Source organism: Wolbachia endosymbiont (group B) of Longitarsus flavicornis (assembly GCF_964028135.1).
Classification (GTDB): Bacteria; Pseudomonadota; Alphaproteobacteria; order Rickettsiales; family Anaplasmataceae; genus Wolbachia.
On the sequence record NZ_OZ034758.1, the window covers coordinates 1,423,439 to 1,438,739 of the forward strand.

Here is a 15,301-nt window from a genome sequence, read left to right on the forward strand (position 1 = left end):
TATATTATTAACAGAAATTTTGCAATATTAAAACACTTACTAGTTACGTTTCATTATAAATAGTGCAAATGCATTTAATAGCCAAGTAATAACAAATAACACTAAACTAAGCGCATAAGCAGCAAGAGTTTGCACACTATTGAAATCCTGATCTCCGGTAAGTAATGTAGCAATTTGTACAGTGATAGTAGTAACTGAATTGAGAGGATTAAAGGTCAAATTTGCATTGATTCCCACAGCCATTAGTACAATCATTGTTTCACCTATCACCCTTGAAATTGATAATAAAACTGCACTTAAAATTGTAGGCATTGCATAAGGTATTGTTATATGCCATATAGTTTCCGCTGGTGTTGCGCCAAGCGCCATAAAACCATAACGTAAACTTTTTGGAACAGATCTTATAGCATCTTCAAGCAAAGAAATAATAAAAGGAAGAATCATTATTCCAATCGATAAACCAGCAATCAAAGCACTTTCTGAGTGTATACTTAAATTAAAAAAATTTGCTACCTGCTTTATAAAAAAAGACAAAAATACAACTGAGAAGTATCCATATACAACAGTAGGAATAGCAGACAAAACCTGTAAGGCTGTATTAATAACATAACGCACTTTTTCACTCGCATACTCACTAATATATATTGCAGAAAATAAACCAAGCGGCACCGCAACTAACATTGCTACAATAGTTATAAGTAATGTCCCCACTAAAAGTGGCGCTATACCAAAACATCCCACCTCTCCTTCGCCAATAATAGCTACATTATGCTTCCATTTTAAGCAAAATAAGAATTCTGAAATAGCTACTTTATTAAAAAAAGAAATGGACTGAACAAAAATAGATAGCATTATAAATAAAGTGATAAAAAGTGATATTGCTAAAGCCATAAATAACAAAAATTTTACCATCTTATTTCTTTTACCTTTAAAGATAAAAATCAGCATAAAAAAAAGTAACGCTATAGAAATAGAAGTTATAAAATAACCATCATAGAATGCTAACAAACAAGGTAGCATCCACATACAACTCAAATATATATAAGACTTAACTTTACTTACTGCTTGAAACTTACTCAAACAAAATAAAAGGATTAGTAAAACAGGTACGCCTATAATTAAATTCATTTTTCCATATATCAAATTTTATTCAACAAGAATGCCATAGAAGTTGACCATTATTTGACAATAGAGCAAAATAATTTAAAATAAATAGTTATATTAATATAAAAACAATGAAAAGAACATTTCAACCAAAAAATTTAAAAAAAAAGCACAAACATGGATTTCGTTCACGTATGTCAACAAAAGCTGGAAGAAAAATTCTTAATAAGCGTCGCTCATTAGGGTGTAATAAATTATGCGCATAGTAAGCATAAAAAAAAAGAGTTTTCCTTTGCTTTTAAAAACAGATTAGCACCTGACAGTCTTTTTTATCGAGGGGTATATATATCACTATATGCTATAAAAGAAAGAGAACCTGAAAAGTATATTCATGTTATTAGAGTAGGTCTGGCTATCAGTAAAAAAGTCGGAAAAGCAGCAAAAAGAAATAAAATAAAAAGGCAATTACGAATGCTAGCTAAAGTTAGCATTTCTAATATAAGTAATGTAGGATACTATTACATAATACTAACCCATAAAAACATTATGCAAGCAGGCTATAAAAATTTACAAAAAGACCTCAATATTTGCTTAAAGAAAGATAAAATAAGAAGAAATTTTCACTAAAGTATTTACAGATATATTTTTTATGATAAGATAAGTAAACTTTTTAAAATAAATTAATAGATGTGGGTGCTTGATGGTAGAGAGTATAAGAAAACAAGATAAAAAGCTCGATACAAATAATGCTGAAGAGAGTTTTTCTGAATATAGAAAGTCTAGCTATCGTACACAATGGGGAATGGCATTTGAACAAAGCCAATACTTAGAACAAAATAAGGATAATCCTACAGGGAAGTTGCTAAATTTGAATATAGAAGCAACTTATTACAATAAGAGAATGGTTTGATAAAAGTAAAAGTACCCGTTCAAGGGAGTGGTTCAAGAAACGATAGGCAGGGGATTGTATAGTTCTCTTTGTTTCCATGTTAAGTATAATGAAATTATCCTTTCAAATTCCTAGCTCTGATTACGTAAAATATGAGCTTTTACAGTAAATGATATAATGCCTAATTTGCTGTTCAGCGCGATAGTGGAATACTTTCTGGTTTACTTAAAAAATTTCACATCATTCTTTCAGATTTTAAAATATTTTTCGCAACTTGAAAAGCTCCAGTTGCTTCAGATAGGTAGCTTCAAGTAATACCTTATACGTTTTGCAACTTTCTTACACTTCTGTTTCATTTTTTAATAAAGCTTTTTTTAGCATAAATAATTCAGTGGATGCGTTTTTTAAGTAACAGCCCAGAATTTTAACTTCAATAGTCCAGCTATGTTTCAAAGTACCTGTCAGCGACTATTACGATTGCAACATACACTCTGTCTTTTAAATCTTCTTTCCCTTTAAAACTTGCAGTATTGCTTAAGCACTAACCAAGTTTACCTTTATTATAACACGTTGATGCGCAAAACCTCACTTTTCTTATTCGATTTGCTCATACACCTTTTTGCATTTTGAGGGAATTCTATATTCACTATTTGATACGCTTTCAATTCACATTAAAAACATCACTTATAATTTTCACGTTTTGAATTTTTATAAAATCCACTGAGTGCTACAATTATCACCTAACTATTAGACCAAATGTATCTGCTTTTTGGTAGTTTGCTACTTCTTCTTTCTCCTCATCTCCAACAACTTAATTAATATTCAATTATATAAAGTTTGATTTTCGGAAGATCAATTGTTTGATGATTTGTTAAATATTGCTATCTCTCCTCCTCATTTGCAAATAGGTGACAAATTCTACTTTTAAATTTTCTACTTTTATTTAAAAGTTTTCGCAAAATTCTAAAAGATCAGTTATATTACCTCATAGCTACTCTATGTTTACCTTGTTTCATCGCTCTACTGAACAGATATAAATAAAAAGAAATTTTTATAAACTTGGCAACGACCTACTTTCCCTTTTTAAGTATCATCGGCGCTAAAAAGTTTCACTTCCGAGTTCGAGATGAGATCGGGTGGTTCATTTTTGCTATAGTCACCAAGTCAATAAAAATTTCTGACTTAACAAATTTCAATTTAATATTTAACACTGCATATGCACATATAGAAAGCAAATAAATCAATCAGGCTATTAGTACCAGTTAGCTTCACATGTTACCATGCTTCTACACCTAGCCTATCAACGTGGTAGTCTCCCACGGCCTTAATTGGGAAATTTTTTTGAAGAGGGTTTCTTGCTTATATGCTTTCAGCAATTATCCCATCTATACATAGCTACCCAGCGATGCTATTGGCATAACAGCTGGTACACCAGAGGTATATCCATCTCGGTCCTCTCGTACTAGAGTCAGATCTTCTCAAATTTCCTTCACCCACGGCAGATAGAAACCGAACTGTCTCACGACGTTCTAAACCCAACTCACGTAACACTTTAATCGGCGAACAGCCGAACCCTTGGGACCTTCTCCAGCCCCAGGATGTGATGAGTCGACATCGAGGTGCCAAACGGTGTCGTCGATATGAACTCTCGAACACCATCAGCCTGTTATCCCCGGCGTACCTTTTATCCGTTGAGCGATGACCCTTCCATACAGAATCACCGGATCACTATGACCGACTTTCGTCTCTGCTTGGCTTGTCAGCCTCGCAGTCAGGCAAGCTTATGCCATTGTACTATCAAGCTGATTTCCGACCAGCTCTAGCTTACCTTCGCACGCCTCCGTTACTTTTTAGGAGGCGACCGCCCCAGTCAAACTACCCACCATACAATGTCCTAGTTCCAGATAATGAAACATAGTTAGATATCAAAAGTGTAAAGGGTGGTATCTCAAGGTTGACTCCATTATAGCTAGCGCCATAACTTCAAAGTCTCCCACCTATCCTGCACATCACACTTTTAATAGCAATGTAAAGCTATAGTAAAGGTGCACGGGGTCTCTTCGTCTAACCGCGGGTACCCCGCATCTGCACGGGGAATTCAATTTCGCTGAAATGATGTTGGAGACAGTGGAGAAATCGTTACGCCATTCGTGCGGGTCGGAACTTACCCGACAAGGAATTTCGCTACCTTAGGACCGTCAGTGTTACGGCCGCCGTTTACTGGGGCTTCAATTTGGAGCTTGCACCCCTCCTATTAACCTTCCAGCACCGGGCAGGCGTCAGACCCTATACTTCCACTTACGTGTTTGCAGAGTCCTGTGTTTTTAGTAAACAGTCGCTACTCCCTATTTTGTGCCACCTACTCATAGTTGCCTAAAAGCAGGTTACCCTTCTTCCGAAGTTACAGGTATAATTTGCCGAGTTCCTTCAACATCATTCTTTCAACACCTTAGTATACTCTACTCATCCACCAGTGTCGGTTTACGGTACGGCCTCATAAATATAAGTGCTATTTCCTGGAGCTTCTTTTAAGCATAGATCAATCCAATAAGACCTATACAAATACAAAACCCGTCACACTTAAGAGGTTTAGGAATATTAACCTAATTGCCATCGACTACTCCTTTACGGACTCGCCTTAGGAACCGACTAACCCTACGCAGATTAACTTAACGTAGGAACCCTTAGATTTTTGGTGAGAGTGTTTTTCACACTCTTTTACGCTACTTATGTCAGCATTCTCACTTCCGATATCTCCAGCAGTTTTCACAAACCACCTTCACAGACTTACGGAACGCTCCGCTACCGCGCCTATTAATCGAAATCAATAAGCACCCACATCTTCGGTATACAGCTTTAGCCCCGGTACATTTTCGGCGCAGAAAAACTTATTTAGACAAGTGAGCTGTTACGCTTTCTTTAAAGGATGACTGCTTCCAAGCCAACCTCCTAGCTGTAATGGTTTTTCTACTTCCTTCCCCACTTAGCTGCAATTTTGGGACCTTAGATAGTGATCTGGGCTGTTTCCCTTTCCACCACGGACTTAGCACCCATAGTGTGTCTGCTGTATAATTAATTATTGGTATTCGGAGTTTGGTTAGATTTGGTAAGATGATGAATCCCCCTAGTCTATCCAGTGCTCTACCCCCAACAACATACATACAACGCTCTACCTAAATAGATTTCGCGGAGAACCAGCTATTTCCAAGTTTGATTGGCCTTTCACCCCTAATCACAACTCATCCAATAATGTTGCAACATTAACTGGTTCGATCCTTCAGTATGTTTTACCATACCTTCAATCTGGTCATGACTAGATCACTTGGTTTCGGGTCTAATCCATAAAACTAAACGCCCTATTCAGACTTGCTTTCGCTACGCCTACACCTACCGGCTTAAGCTTGCTTCATAGATTAACTCGCTGACCCATTATGCAAAAGGTACGCTGTCACTCTAAATATCAATAAATTGATATAGAGCTCCAACTGTTTGTAAGCACTTGATTTCAGATTCTATTTCACTCCCCTCCCGGGGTTCTTTTCACCTTTCCCTCACGGTACTTGTTCACTATCGGTCGTTAAGGAGTATTTAGGCTTGGAGGATGGTCCCCCCATATTCAAACAGGATTTCACGTGCCCCGCTCTACTCAAGGATTTAAAAACTTTCTATTTATACAGGACTATCACCTTCTATGGTTACCATTTCCAGAGTATTCTAATTCTTATTTTTAAATCACTAGCCTTTTCCGCTTTCGCTCGTCACTACTAACAGAATCTCGGTTGATTTCTTTTCCTTTGGCTACTTAGATATTTCAGTTCACCAAGTTTGCTTTATATACTTAGTATATAATAACTAGCTAAGCTAGTTGGGTTTCCCCATTCGGAAATCTGCGGATCAAAATTTGTTGACAATTTCCCACAGCTTATCGCAGCCTGCCACGTCCTTCATCGCCTCTTAACGCCAAGGCATCCATCAAGTGCTCTTAATAATTTATTTATCTGACTATATGTAGAATATGCAGAGTTAAATATTAACTTACAATTGAATTGAGATTAAATAATCTCTACCATAAAACTTTTCAAACATCTAAAAACTAATCTTTTATATGTTACAATCTGATAAATCATATGTCAACGCCTTTTTACACAAAACATTTACCTATTATTATCAACAACAATATACCAGCAATCTAAAACAGTACAATCTGAGAAATATTCGACAAATTGATATGTACAGAAAAATTAATGAAAAAGATATTTTGTAAGATAAAATGTGTTAAAATTAGTTACCTAAAAATGAAAATGAACATTTGGAGTATTTCTAATGTATGAAAAGTAATCTATCTTTTATAAAAAACTTTGCTTTAAATTGTATATCTAAGCTCACTGGCTTATTAAATATTAAAAAAGTAAAAAATTTCATTATGGATAAATACAATACTCTCCATAAAGAAATTGTAGTGTTTCTTGAAAAATCTAAAAACCTGTTAAATACCAACATTGAAATCGGGTTATATCACTTCTATAAAGGTAATATATCAGATGCAAAGTTAAGATTTTGGTTAATTAGCATATTCTACCCCAATTTACCTATAATCTGGTATAATATTGGAAGATGTCATTTTGCAGTAGGAAATACTAATAAAGCTTATAATTATTTAACAAAGACACTAAAATTAGATAGTAGTCATAAAGAAGCTTCTTACTATATAAAGAAAATAACAAACACATCAGATATCGTGGAATTGCCTGAAAATCTCATAAAGCAATATTTTGATTACACAGGTAAATATTTTGTTGAGCATTGGCTAATTGCCAAACAATACAGAGGACATGAACTAGTACATATGATAATCAAAAAAATCTTTCACAACTCCACTTCTGAACTGAATATACTTGACCTTGGTTGCGGTACTGGAATATGTGGTCACTTCCTAAAAATAAATAATATTAGAAGTCGCATAACAGGAGTTGACATCTCAAATAGAATGCTCAATATTGCAAGAGGATGTCTTATAAAAGGTAAACCTGTTTACAATGAGTTAATACATACAGAAATGAAAGAGTTTCTTAAACAAGAGAAGAACCAGCAGTATGATGTAATTATCTTTGCTGAAGTGCTACACTATCTACATGATTTTCTAGCAGAATTGGAACTAGCAAAAGGATTGACAAACAAAAAAGGGGTTATTGTATGTTTAGTAAGAAGAAAGGAAGGTAAAGGTATTGACTTTGTAAACAAAGGAGATTATTTTCGTCATTCAGAAGATTATATTCAGCATGTTGCAAAAGAAACAAATATGCAAATAAGTCAAATGAGTTACTGTAAAATATATGGCAGTCAGGTTGATGGTATCTTATTTGCATTACAACATCCACAAACAAATTCAACAACTTAATCGAGAAATCGCTCAAATAAATTTCTATATTATCATAAAAGGAGCCTTATGAATTACATTACTATTAATTACGCAAAAGATAGTAAATTAACCGATTTTGGAAAAGCAGTTCTATTGGATAGGTATTTAATAGAAAATGAAAGTTATCAAGATCTCTTTATACGTATTGCTAATTACTATTCTGATGATAGAAAACATGCACAACGTCTTTATGATTACATGAGCAACTTGTGGTTCATGCCTTCAACACCAATACTTAGTAACGGCGGTACCAAAAGAGGATTGCCTATTTCCTGCTTTCTTAATGAAACTGAAGATAGCTTGAAGGGAATAGTTGATCTATGGAATGAAAATGTTTGGCTCGCTGCACGTGGTGGTGGAATAGGTAGTTATTGGGGAAATTTACGTTCAATTGGTGAAAGTGTCAAAGGTAGCGGTAAAACATCAGGAATTGTGCCATTTATCGTAGTACAAAACGCTCTGACGCTTGCAATCAGCCAAGGATCCTTAAGAAGAGGAAGCTCAGCAGTTTATCTTCCTGTATGGCATCCAGAAATAGAAGAGTTTCTAGATTTACGTAAGCCAACTGGTGGTGACCCAAATCGCAAAGCATTAAATATACATCATGCTGTAATAGTAACAGACAAATTTATGCAAGCTGTTGAGAATGATCAAGAATGGAATTTAATAAGCCCTCATAACAATAAAGTTATTTCAACAGTAAAAGCACGGGATATATGGATTAAAATATTAACAGCAAGAATTGAAACTGGAGAACCTTATATTATCTTTCTTAATGCAACAAATAACAATAAACCAGAACCTTACAAAAAGCTCAATTTAGATATCAAAATGTCAAACCTATGCAGTGAAATAACTTTAACTACAGGTTACGATCACCTGAACAAGTCGCGCACTGCTGTATGTTGTTTATCATCCGTAAATCTTGAATACTACGAAGAATGGAAAGATAATGAGCTTTTCATAGAAGATATAATGCGTTTTCTTGATAATGTATTAGAGGATTTCATAAACCACGCACCAAATGAAATACAGCGAGCAAAATATTCCGCAATAAGAGAGCGTAGTATCGGTCTTGGTGTGATGGGCTTTCATTCATTTTTACAAAGTAAAATGGTTCCTTTTGAATCAGTAACAGCCCAACAATGGAATAAAAAAGTATTTAAGCATTTGCGCGAGCAAGCGGATGTAGTTTCTAAAAAATTAGCAGAAGAAAAAGGGCCATGTCTTGACGCTAAAGAAATCGATCTAATGGAAAGGTTTACACATAAGCTCGCTATTGCTCCAACTGCCTCAATTTCGATTATCGCAGGCAACACTTCTCCTGGAATAGAGCCGTATGCAGCAAACGTATTTATACAGAAGACACTTACAGGTTCATTTGTAGTACGAAATAAATTCTTGCAAAAACTACTAGCAGAAAAAAATCAAGACAATGATGAAACATGGTCCTCAATTTCAACAAATGAGGGTTCTGTTCAGCATTTAGATTTTCTTAGCAAGCATGAAAAACTGACATTTAAAACAGCATACGAACTTGATCAACAATGGATCATAGAACATGCAAGTGATAGAACTCCTTATATTTGTCAATCTCAATCAGTAAATCTGTTCTTACCTGCCAATGTGCATAAACGTTACTTACACAAAATACATATGCTTGCTTGGAAAAAAGGATTAAAAAGCTTGTATTACTGCAGATCACAATCAATGCAGAGAGCTGACAAGGTCTCACATGACATATTCAAAAAAAGTGAAATATTGCAACAAAAAACAGATATTAATTATGATGAATGTCTATCATGCCAGTAGACTGTACATACCTTACTGTCACAAAAATACAATTGTACAAAAGTTATGTTTTCATAGATGCTACATAGAAATCCAGATGAATTTCTAAAGTCTATTCCAAGAGATAAACGTATAATGTGCCTTGATATGGGAGAAAAACAAATAGGCGTAGCATTTAGTGATAAAACACAGCTTATAGCTACAGCTCATAGTATATATTATAGAAGAAATATGAGCAAAGATTTAGGTTATCTGTATAGAATATTCAAAGAAAATGAAGCTGGATCAATGGTAATAGGACTACCATTCAAAATAGATGACCAAGAGACCGAATGGTGTAAAGCAATAATCCAATTCGCAAATAAAATAATAAAAAAATGTAAGATAAACATATATCTACAAGACGAAAGTTTATCAACATCTCTTGCAACTCACGCACTAAAAATTACTGGAATATCAATCACAAAATCAAAAAAAATAGATGATAAAATTGCTGCATGTATTATTCTGCAACGAACATTGGATAAGATAAATGCCATCAAATAGTTTTTTAAACTGAATTCATGTAAAACTACTCAATAAAACAAGAATTTCTCGTATAAGCATGACAAATTGCTGTAGCAAGAGCATCAGCAGTATGGTGACATTTTATATTTGAGCTTTTAACTATTTGCTTTACCATAAATATAATCTGACCCTTATCAGCATGACCATTTCCAGTAATGCTCTTTTTTATATAGTTTGCATCATATTCATTCATGGGTAAATCCGTCATTCGTAATATTAAAATTGCAATTGCTCTTGCATATCCTAAAGTTAGTGAAGATTTTGGATTTTTATTAACAAAAATTTTCTCTACAGCAGCTTCATTTGGAGAATATAGAGAAATTACTTTCTTTAATTCTTCAAAAATTATATGTAGACGTTCACCTGTACCCAATTTACCATCAGTTGATATGGCACCACCACCCAAAAATTCAATACTATTCTTTTCTTCCAGGTTGATAATGGCCCAACCAGTTTTGCTTATTCCTGGATCTAGACCTATTATTTTAATCACTTAATAAAGGCTTAACCAATAAATAAACAGAAATAAAAATATCCAGACTAGATCGACAAAGTGCCAATACCAAGAAGCAAACTCAAAGCATAAGTGATCTTGAGGTGTAAATTGATCTTTTCGAGCTCTAAATAAACATACTGACAAAAATATTATACCTATTATAACATGCACACAATGAAAACCAGTAATCATGTAAAAGTTGGATGTATAAATAAGTTTTTCTCCTGTTTCTCGTAAAGAAAAACTTGCTTCATGATATTCGATTGCTTGTACTATTATAAAGAACATCCCAAGCAATATAGTTATAGACAGCATTTTAACCATGCTTTTTTTATCATTTTCAAGTAAAAAATGATGTGCTGAGGTAATTGTTGTACCAGAAAGTAATAATATTAGTGTATTCATGAATGGTAACGACCATGGATCAGGTGGTAAAATCCCTTCAGGGGGCCATTCAATTTTTTTTGTAGGAGAAAACGCTTCAAACAAAAAAATCGGATCAAGCCAGGCTTTAAAGAATGAACAAAAGAACGCTATAAAAAACACAACTTCCGAGAGGATAAATAAGTACATTGCAAGCTTGAGTCCATGTTTTACAATGGCAGTATGGCATTTATCATAAATTGCTTCTCTTATTACATCTCTCCACCAATAAAACAGCACTCCTGATACCGCAGAGATTCCTAAAACTAAACCAAATATTCCAGAAATTTGTTTATGGAGTGTACCAACTAATCCAAGTGCAAGAACAAGAATTGCTGCTGATATAGCAATTGGCCAGGGACTTGGGTCTACTAAATGAAAATCATGTTCTTTACTTTTCATATCATCTTCAAAAATACGTACCAAGCATACAAATTAGCTTAAAATTGTCAATATTTCTTAAAATCTTGATCAAATTTTGAAAAATTATATGCGCTATTCCAAAAGCCTAACTCAAATTGTGCAGTTATTTTAAATAATTCAAGCATTCTGGTTCTTTCACTTTCCCTTGCTTTGTTACAATACTCGTCAACAATATCTTCCAAAGCAACACATCCAGATTCCATCAAACTACCGCCAAAAAAATCAAACCAATCCTTATACCTATTATTTTTTTTAATTTTATTTCTCATATTATCAACAATAATTTTATATATGAAATGGCAAGAGTAAAGAACTGTTACAGCTTCATAAACATCGCTATATGAAGTAGACAAAAGAAAGTTAGTAAAATTGAAACACTCAAGCAACTTTTCTCCACGATTTATGGAGTATACAGAAAAGTAGTGGTTGTATAACACTCTTATAATCTCTATTCCTCCTTGAGCCACCTCAATCAATGGAACAATGTTGTTACAACTCTCCATTTTTGATGCAGTAATTAAAACAGTACGAACATAATCAGCTACAAAAAATGCATCTTGCTGTATATAAAACTTGAAATTTTCTATGTTTAAAGTATTATTTGCTAATTCAACATTGAAAGGATGCTCAATAATATCCTTTAAAAGATTTGACCCATAATAACTCTTAATTATACCACTAAACATCACATAAACTAGAATATAATTTAGTGTTAATACTACAGATTATGCTAGAGAATACATCTCATCCCAAAACATTATTTCTAGCTCTAGACCTCTCTTAAAAAACTCACGCATCTTTTTCCTCTCACAATCACCAGCCTTTGCATATAGATTATTTGCAACGTCAGTAACTTGATTAATCGTAGCATTCATTACTGTGTTATTATAGATATCAATCCACCCTTGATATCTGTGATCTTCAACTTTTTTAGGCATAACCTCTCCTACCATATGATTTATAATAATTTGGTATATATTAAAACAAGGATAAGACGCTGCTAAAGCTTCAGCAACAGAATTATGATATGCAGCACGCATAAAAAAATCAGTAAAAGCAGAACAAGATTTTGATTTTTTATGATTATCGGATAAATCACAAGTCTCAAAATATTCAGTATACTGCTTTCGAACCGCAAATGTTCCCCTTGCTACATTAACCAAACTGCCCATTATTTCAATGTCATCAACTTTAGCTGCAATAATCAATAAAGCACGAGTACAGTCCACTAAATATAAAAAATCCTGCTGAAGATAAATTTTGAACTTTTCATAATCTAGCATATTGTTTATCAATTCAACATTGAAAGGATGTTCTTTTATTTCTTCAATAAGATCAGATGATTCTTTTATAGCAATATCATAAAATTCTTCTTTTGGTTTGTCGGACATCTTGTAAGCCTCACAAATATTAAAACCAGTATAGTTACTAAAAAGTAACTTATAATTTATAATAAGTTATTATATCAGTATCAAGCTAGAAATAAAAGAGTTTAATAGTTTAAAGAAATTCTCTCTTTTCTTCTTCTATATTAAATTCTCTACAAAAATCAGCAGATAAGTCCGTACGTTCCCAAGAAAATCCACCATCACCTTCCGACTCTTTACCAAAATGCCCATAGCAGGCTGTACGTTTATACATAGGACGATTAAGTGATAAATGTCTTATTATGCCTTTAGTTGATAAATCTATGTTACCTTCAATAAACCCTTTAATCTTCTCTTCATCTATTGTATTCGTGCCAAATGTATCAATGTAAAATGAAGTAGGTTTTGAGACACCAATTGCATAAGAAAGCTGCACAAGACAACGTTCAGCTAAACCTGCAAAGACAATATTTTTAGCAAGGTATCTCGCCATATAAGCTGCGGATCTATCAACTTTTGTTGCATCTTTTCCAGAAAACGCTCCTCCACCGTGTGGAATATAGCCTCCATAAGTATCAACCATAATTTTTCGTCCAGTTAACCCACAATCACCAACCGGTCCACCAATAACAAATCTACCTGTTGGATTGACTAAGAGATTTTCTTTAGGGCACATCCACCCTTCAGGTAAAGATGAAGCTATATAAGGATAAATTATTTCCTTCACTTTCGATTGACTCAAATCCTCAAGATGCTGTATTGAAACAACAATACTTTCAGCACGCACTGGAAGGTTATTCTCATACGCCAAAGTGATTTGCGATTTTGCATCCGGACCAAGCTTTACCTCTTTGACCATACTCATGATATTTCTCAGAATCGAGTGTGCATAAAAAATGGGTGCTGGCATGAGGCTTTCTGTCTCTATTGTTGCATAGCCATACATTATGCCCTGATCCCCAGCACCTTGATCCACACCTATTGCAATGTCATTTGATTGTTCATGTAGTAATATATTTACTTTCACTGTTTCCCAGTGGAAACCATCATGCTCATAACCAATATCTTTTATTGTATTCCGTACAATACTTTCAATCTTGCTATTTTCAATGTTCGGCCCAAATACTTCCCCAGCTATAATAACATTATCTTTGGTAACCAAAGTCTCTATTGCAGTACGTGAAGAAGAGTCATTAAAAAGGTATTCGTCAAGTATTGCATCTGAAATCTGGTCTGCTACTTTGTCTGGATGACCGGCTGCTACTGATTCACTGGTTACTGAATTCTTATGTAAAACCATCGCTTAGTTACACGATATCAAAACTATTGCAAATTTAAATGGTGGGTCTGGGAAGAGTTGAACCTCCGACCTCACGCTTATCAGGCGTGCGCTCTAACCACCTGAGCTACAGACCCGTATCTATTCAAGCCAAGGCTTGCATATCATCTGTAGGCACAACATCAATAAACGTCTTTTTATTTGCTGATTTTCTAAAACTCACCCAGCCTTTCGTTTTAGCAAAAATCGTATGATCTTTACCCATACCAACATTCTTTCCAGGATGAAATTTTGTACCTCTTTGACGTACAATTATATTACCTGGAATAACCTCACCATTCTTCTTTATCCCGAGCCGACGCCCTGCCGAATCTCTACCATTACAGGAACTACCACCTGATTTTTTAGTTGCCATATCTTACCTCTTACTTTTGAAGACTAATTTCATTGATACGAAGAACAGTAATATACTGCCTATGACCATTTTTCCTACGGTAATTTTTTCTTCTCTTTTTCTTAAAGATTATAATTTTTTTATCTCTACACTGCTCCAGTACTTCAGCTTTAACAACAGCATTAGATGAACAAGATAAGCCATTACTTGAAACACAAATCACTTTATTGATTTCCACTTCCTCTTTTTCTTCAGCTTGTAATCTTTCTACTTTAATTATGCTGCCTTTTTTTACTAAATACTGCTTTCCACCAGTTTCGATTACTGCAAACATGACAAATATCAATTATTGTTATTAACACTAATCGTAAATGATGTTACACATACTGTCAATATAAATAAAAACATGAAATACTTCTACCTTTATCTGCTTTTCCTTGTGGAGAGTAGTCAAGTTTTAAAACTTGACTACTCTCAAATTCTCTTAGTCTCATGAAAACTTTACGACGTTAATAAAAACTCAAGCTTTCACTAAAAACATTCAATCGGAGCTTATAAATTAAAACTCATTCCAAGTTCAAACCCATGAGAAAAATCACTGAACTTGTGAAGTTTATAGCCAGCGAAAACATTCGTTCTCTCAGAAAGTGGAAGATTAATACCAGCACCTATCTGGTAGGAAAAAATCCTTCTTGTTTTTGAGACATTGCAATAATGCCTCCTGTGCCAAAAGTAATATAAGGAGTAATATCCGTACTTTCAAATTGATGATGATAATGAAGCTTTGCCATAAGTCCCAACTCTAGTCCAGCAAGGTTATACTGACTATTGAGAATAGTGAGAATAGGTTTAACTACAGAACCAACCGAAATTTTAACACTATCTGTATAGTGATAACCAAGATCATAATTAACACCAAGATTGCCATATGACGACGAAGTATAGATTCTATCTCTAATCCAATCAACTCCAAAAGACGGTGCTGACAGAGAACAGCAGACTACTAAAGTAAGTAATTTTTTCATTTTCACCCTCTAACCATGAATATACGCATATATACTCACAGAAAAGTTAAAAATTACATAACTTACATAATAAAATCGGAATCACTTTCTTAGCTACTTGCCTTTCTCTTGCAATTGCCAAACT

14 protein-coding genes, 1 tRNA gene, 2 rRNA genes and 2 pseudogenes are annotated in these 15,301 nt (G+C 34.1%); 6 read left to right on the forward strand and 13 right to left on the reverse strand.

Features of this window, described 5'->3' with window-relative positions:
- Nucleotides 1-39 precede the first annotated feature (39 nt).
- On the reverse strand, nucleotides 40-1,128 hold the full coding sequence (gene pstC / locus ABWU45_RS06725; protein WP_264375924.1) for a phosphate ABC transporter permease subunit PstC: 1,089 nt from the start codon (nucleotides 1,126-1,128) through the stop codon (nucleotides 40-42).
- 107 nt (nucleotides 1,129-1,235) lie between these two features.
- Here pstC and rpmH point away from each other — a divergent pair, with 107 nt between their 5' ends.
- The 3 genes from rpmH to ABWU45_RS06740 all read left to right on the forward strand — a co-directional run bounded on the left by rpmH (nucleotide 1,236) and on the right by ABWU45_RS06740 (nucleotide 2,014).
- Nucleotides 1,236-1,370, forward strand: coding sequence for a 50S ribosomal protein L34 (gene rpmH, locus ABWU45_RS06730; protein ID WP_010404613.1), 135 nt, complete (start codon nucleotides 1,236-1,238; stop codon nucleotides 1,368-1,370).
- Nucleotides 1,354-1,731 (forward strand): ribonuclease P protein component, encoded by a 378-nt coding sequence (rnpA, locus tag ABWU45_RS06735; protein ID WP_080589533.1) that lies wholly within the window; start codon nucleotides 1,354-1,356, stop codon nucleotides 1,729-1,731. Before rpmH ends, rnpA begins: the two co-directional genes overlap by 17 nt.
- A gap of 73 nt (nucleotides 1,732-1,804) precedes the next feature.
- Nucleotides 1,805-2,014 (forward strand): hypothetical protein, encoded by a 210-nt coding sequence (locus ABWU45_RS06740; RefSeq protein WP_353278303.1) that lies wholly within the window; start codon nucleotides 1,805-1,807, stop codon nucleotides 2,012-2,014.
- Nucleotides 2,015-2,046: 32 nt separating this feature from the next.
- Here ABWU45_RS06740 and ABWU45_RS08410 read toward each other — a convergent pair.
- The 3 genes and pseudogenes from ABWU45_RS08410 to ABWU45_RS06755 form a co-directional block, all read right to left on the reverse strand.
- Nucleotides 2,047-2,859, reverse strand: a pseudogene (locus tag ABWU45_RS08410) (IS66 family transposase); the annotation flags it as partial.
- A 191-nt stretch (nucleotides 2,860-3,050) separates the two neighbouring features.
- Nucleotides 3,051-3,157 (reverse strand): 5S ribosomal RNA (rrf, locus tag ABWU45_RS06750).
- 67 nt (nucleotides 3,158-3,224) lie between these two features.
- Nucleotides 3,225-5,989 (reverse strand): 23S ribosomal RNA (locus ABWU45_RS06755).
- Between the two features lie 331 nt (nucleotides 5,990-6,320).
- On the opposite strand from ABWU45_RS06755, the gene ABWU45_RS06760 reads away from it, so the two are divergent.
- The 3 genes from ABWU45_RS06760 to ruvX are packed head-to-tail and all read left to right on the forward strand — an operon-like array spanning nucleotide 6,321 to nucleotide 9,749.
- Complete coding sequence (locus tag ABWU45_RS06760; protein WP_353278304.1) at nucleotides 6,321-7,391, forward strand: methyltransferase domain-containing protein; 1,071 nt, start codon at nucleotides 6,321-6,323, stop codon at nucleotides 7,389-7,391.
- 48 nt (nucleotides 7,392-7,439) lie between these two features.
- The gene (locus ABWU45_RS06765; protein ID WP_353278305.1) at nucleotides 7,440-9,224 is read left to right on the forward strand and encodes a ribonucleoside-diphosphate reductase subunit alpha; all 1,785 of its coding nucleotides are present in this window, start codon (nucleotides 7,440-7,442) and stop codon (nucleotides 9,222-9,224) included.
- A gap of 57 nt (nucleotides 9,225-9,281) precedes the next feature.
- The gene (gene ruvX, locus ABWU45_RS06770; RefSeq protein ID WP_353278306.1) at nucleotides 9,282-9,749 is read left to right on the forward strand and encodes a Holliday junction resolvase RuvX; all 468 of its coding nucleotides are present in this window, start codon (nucleotides 9,282-9,284) and stop codon (nucleotides 9,747-9,749) included.
- 25 nt (nucleotides 9,750-9,774) lie between these two features.
- On the opposite strand, the gene ruvC is transcribed toward ruvX, so the two are convergent.
- From ruvC to ABWU45_RS06815, 9 genes and pseudogenes are all read right to left on the reverse strand, one after another.
- Complete coding sequence (ruvC, locus tag ABWU45_RS06775; RefSeq protein ID WP_353278307.1) at nucleotides 9,775-10,263, reverse strand: crossover junction endodeoxyribonuclease RuvC; 489 nt, start codon at nucleotides 10,261-10,263, stop codon at nucleotides 9,775-9,777.
- Nucleotides 10,264-11,091 (reverse strand): cytochrome c oxidase subunit 3, encoded by an 828-nt coding sequence (locus ABWU45_RS06780; RefSeq protein WP_353278308.1) that lies wholly within the window; start codon nucleotides 11,089-11,091, stop codon nucleotides 10,264-10,266.
- Nucleotides 11,092-11,138: 47 nt separating this feature from the next.
- Nucleotides 11,139-11,798 (reverse strand): TenA family protein, encoded by a 660-nt coding sequence (locus tag ABWU45_RS06785; protein ID WP_353278309.1) that lies wholly within the window; start codon nucleotides 11,796-11,798, stop codon nucleotides 11,139-11,141.
- Between the two features lie 39 nt (nucleotides 11,799-11,837).
- On the reverse strand, nucleotides 11,838-12,503 hold the full coding sequence (locus tag ABWU45_RS06790) for a TenA family protein (protein ID WP_353278310.1): 666 nt from the start codon (nucleotides 12,501-12,503) through the stop codon (nucleotides 11,838-11,840).
- 109 nt (nucleotides 12,504-12,612) lie between these two features.
- A complete protein-coding gene (metK, locus tag ABWU45_RS06795) occupies nucleotides 12,613-13,779 on the reverse strand; it encodes a methionine adenosyltransferase (RefSeq protein WP_353278311.1) in 1,167 nt (388 codons plus the stop codon).
- A gap of 39 nt (nucleotides 13,780-13,818) precedes the next feature.
- Nucleotides 13,819-13,895, reverse strand: a tRNA-Ile gene (locus ABWU45_RS06800).
- Nucleotides 13,896-13,903: 8 nt separating this feature from the next.
- Entirely contained in the window at nucleotides 13,904-14,173 is a 270-nt protein-coding gene (rpmA, locus tag ABWU45_RS06805; RefSeq protein ID WP_006012184.1) for a 50S ribosomal protein L27, read from the reverse strand.
- A gap of 10 nt (nucleotides 14,174-14,183) precedes the next feature.
- Entirely contained in the window at nucleotides 14,184-14,486 is a 303-nt protein-coding gene (gene rplU, locus ABWU45_RS06810; protein WP_015588327.1) for a 50S ribosomal protein L21, read from the reverse strand.
- Nucleotides 14,487-14,704: 218 nt separating this feature from the next.
- Nucleotides 14,705-15,177: pseudogene (locus ABWU45_RS06815) on the reverse strand (P44/Msp2 family outer membrane protein).
- Nucleotides 15,178-15,301 lie beyond the last annotated feature (124 nt).

Bases quoted from the DNA above. Each gene is read 5' to 3' on its own strand.
- pstC (WP_264375924.1), bottom strand. From the start codon at position 1,128: ATGAATTTAATTATAGGCGTACCTGTTTTACTAATCCTTTTATTTTGT.
- rpmH (WP_010404613.1), top strand. From the start codon at position 1,236: ATGAAAAGAACATTTCAACCAAAAAATTTAAAAAAAAAGCACAAACAT.
- ABWU45_RS06740 (WP_353278303.1), top strand. From the start codon at position 1,805: ATGGTAGAGAGTATAAGAAAACAAGATAAAAAGCTCGATACAAATAAT.
- ABWU45_RS06760 (WP_353278304.1), top strand. From the start codon at position 6,321: ATGAAAAGTAATCTATCTTTTATAAAAAACTTTGCTTTAAATTGTATA.
- ABWU45_RS06765 (WP_353278305.1), top strand. From the start codon at position 7,440: ATGAATTACATTACTATTAATTACGCAAAAGATAGTAAATTAACCGAT.
- ruvX (WP_353278306.1), top strand. From the start codon at position 9,282: ATGCTACATAGAAATCCAGATGAATTTCTAAAGTCTATTCCAAGAGAT.
- ABWU45_RS06780 (WP_353278308.1), bottom strand. From the start codon at position 11,091: ATGAAAAGTAAAGAACATGATTTTCATTTAGTAGACCCAAGTCCCTGG.
- ABWU45_RS06785 (WP_353278309.1), bottom strand. From the start codon at position 11,798: ATGTTTAGTGGTATAATTAAGAGTTATTATGGGTCAAATCTTTTAAAG.
- ABWU45_RS06790 (WP_353278310.1), bottom strand. From the start codon at position 12,503: ATGTCCGACAAACCAAAAGAAGAATTTTATGATATTGCTATAAAAGAA.
- metK (WP_353278311.1), bottom strand. From the start codon at position 13,779: ATGGTTTTACATAAGAATTCAGTAACCAGTGAATCAGTAGCAGCCGGT.
- rpmA (WP_006012184.1), bottom strand. From the start codon at position 14,173: ATGGCAACTAAAAAATCAGGTGGTAGTTCCTGTAATGGTAGAGATTCG.
- rplU (WP_015588327.1), bottom strand. From the start codon at position 14,486: ATGTTTGCAGTAATCGAAACTGGTGGAAAGCAGTATTTAGTAAAAAAA.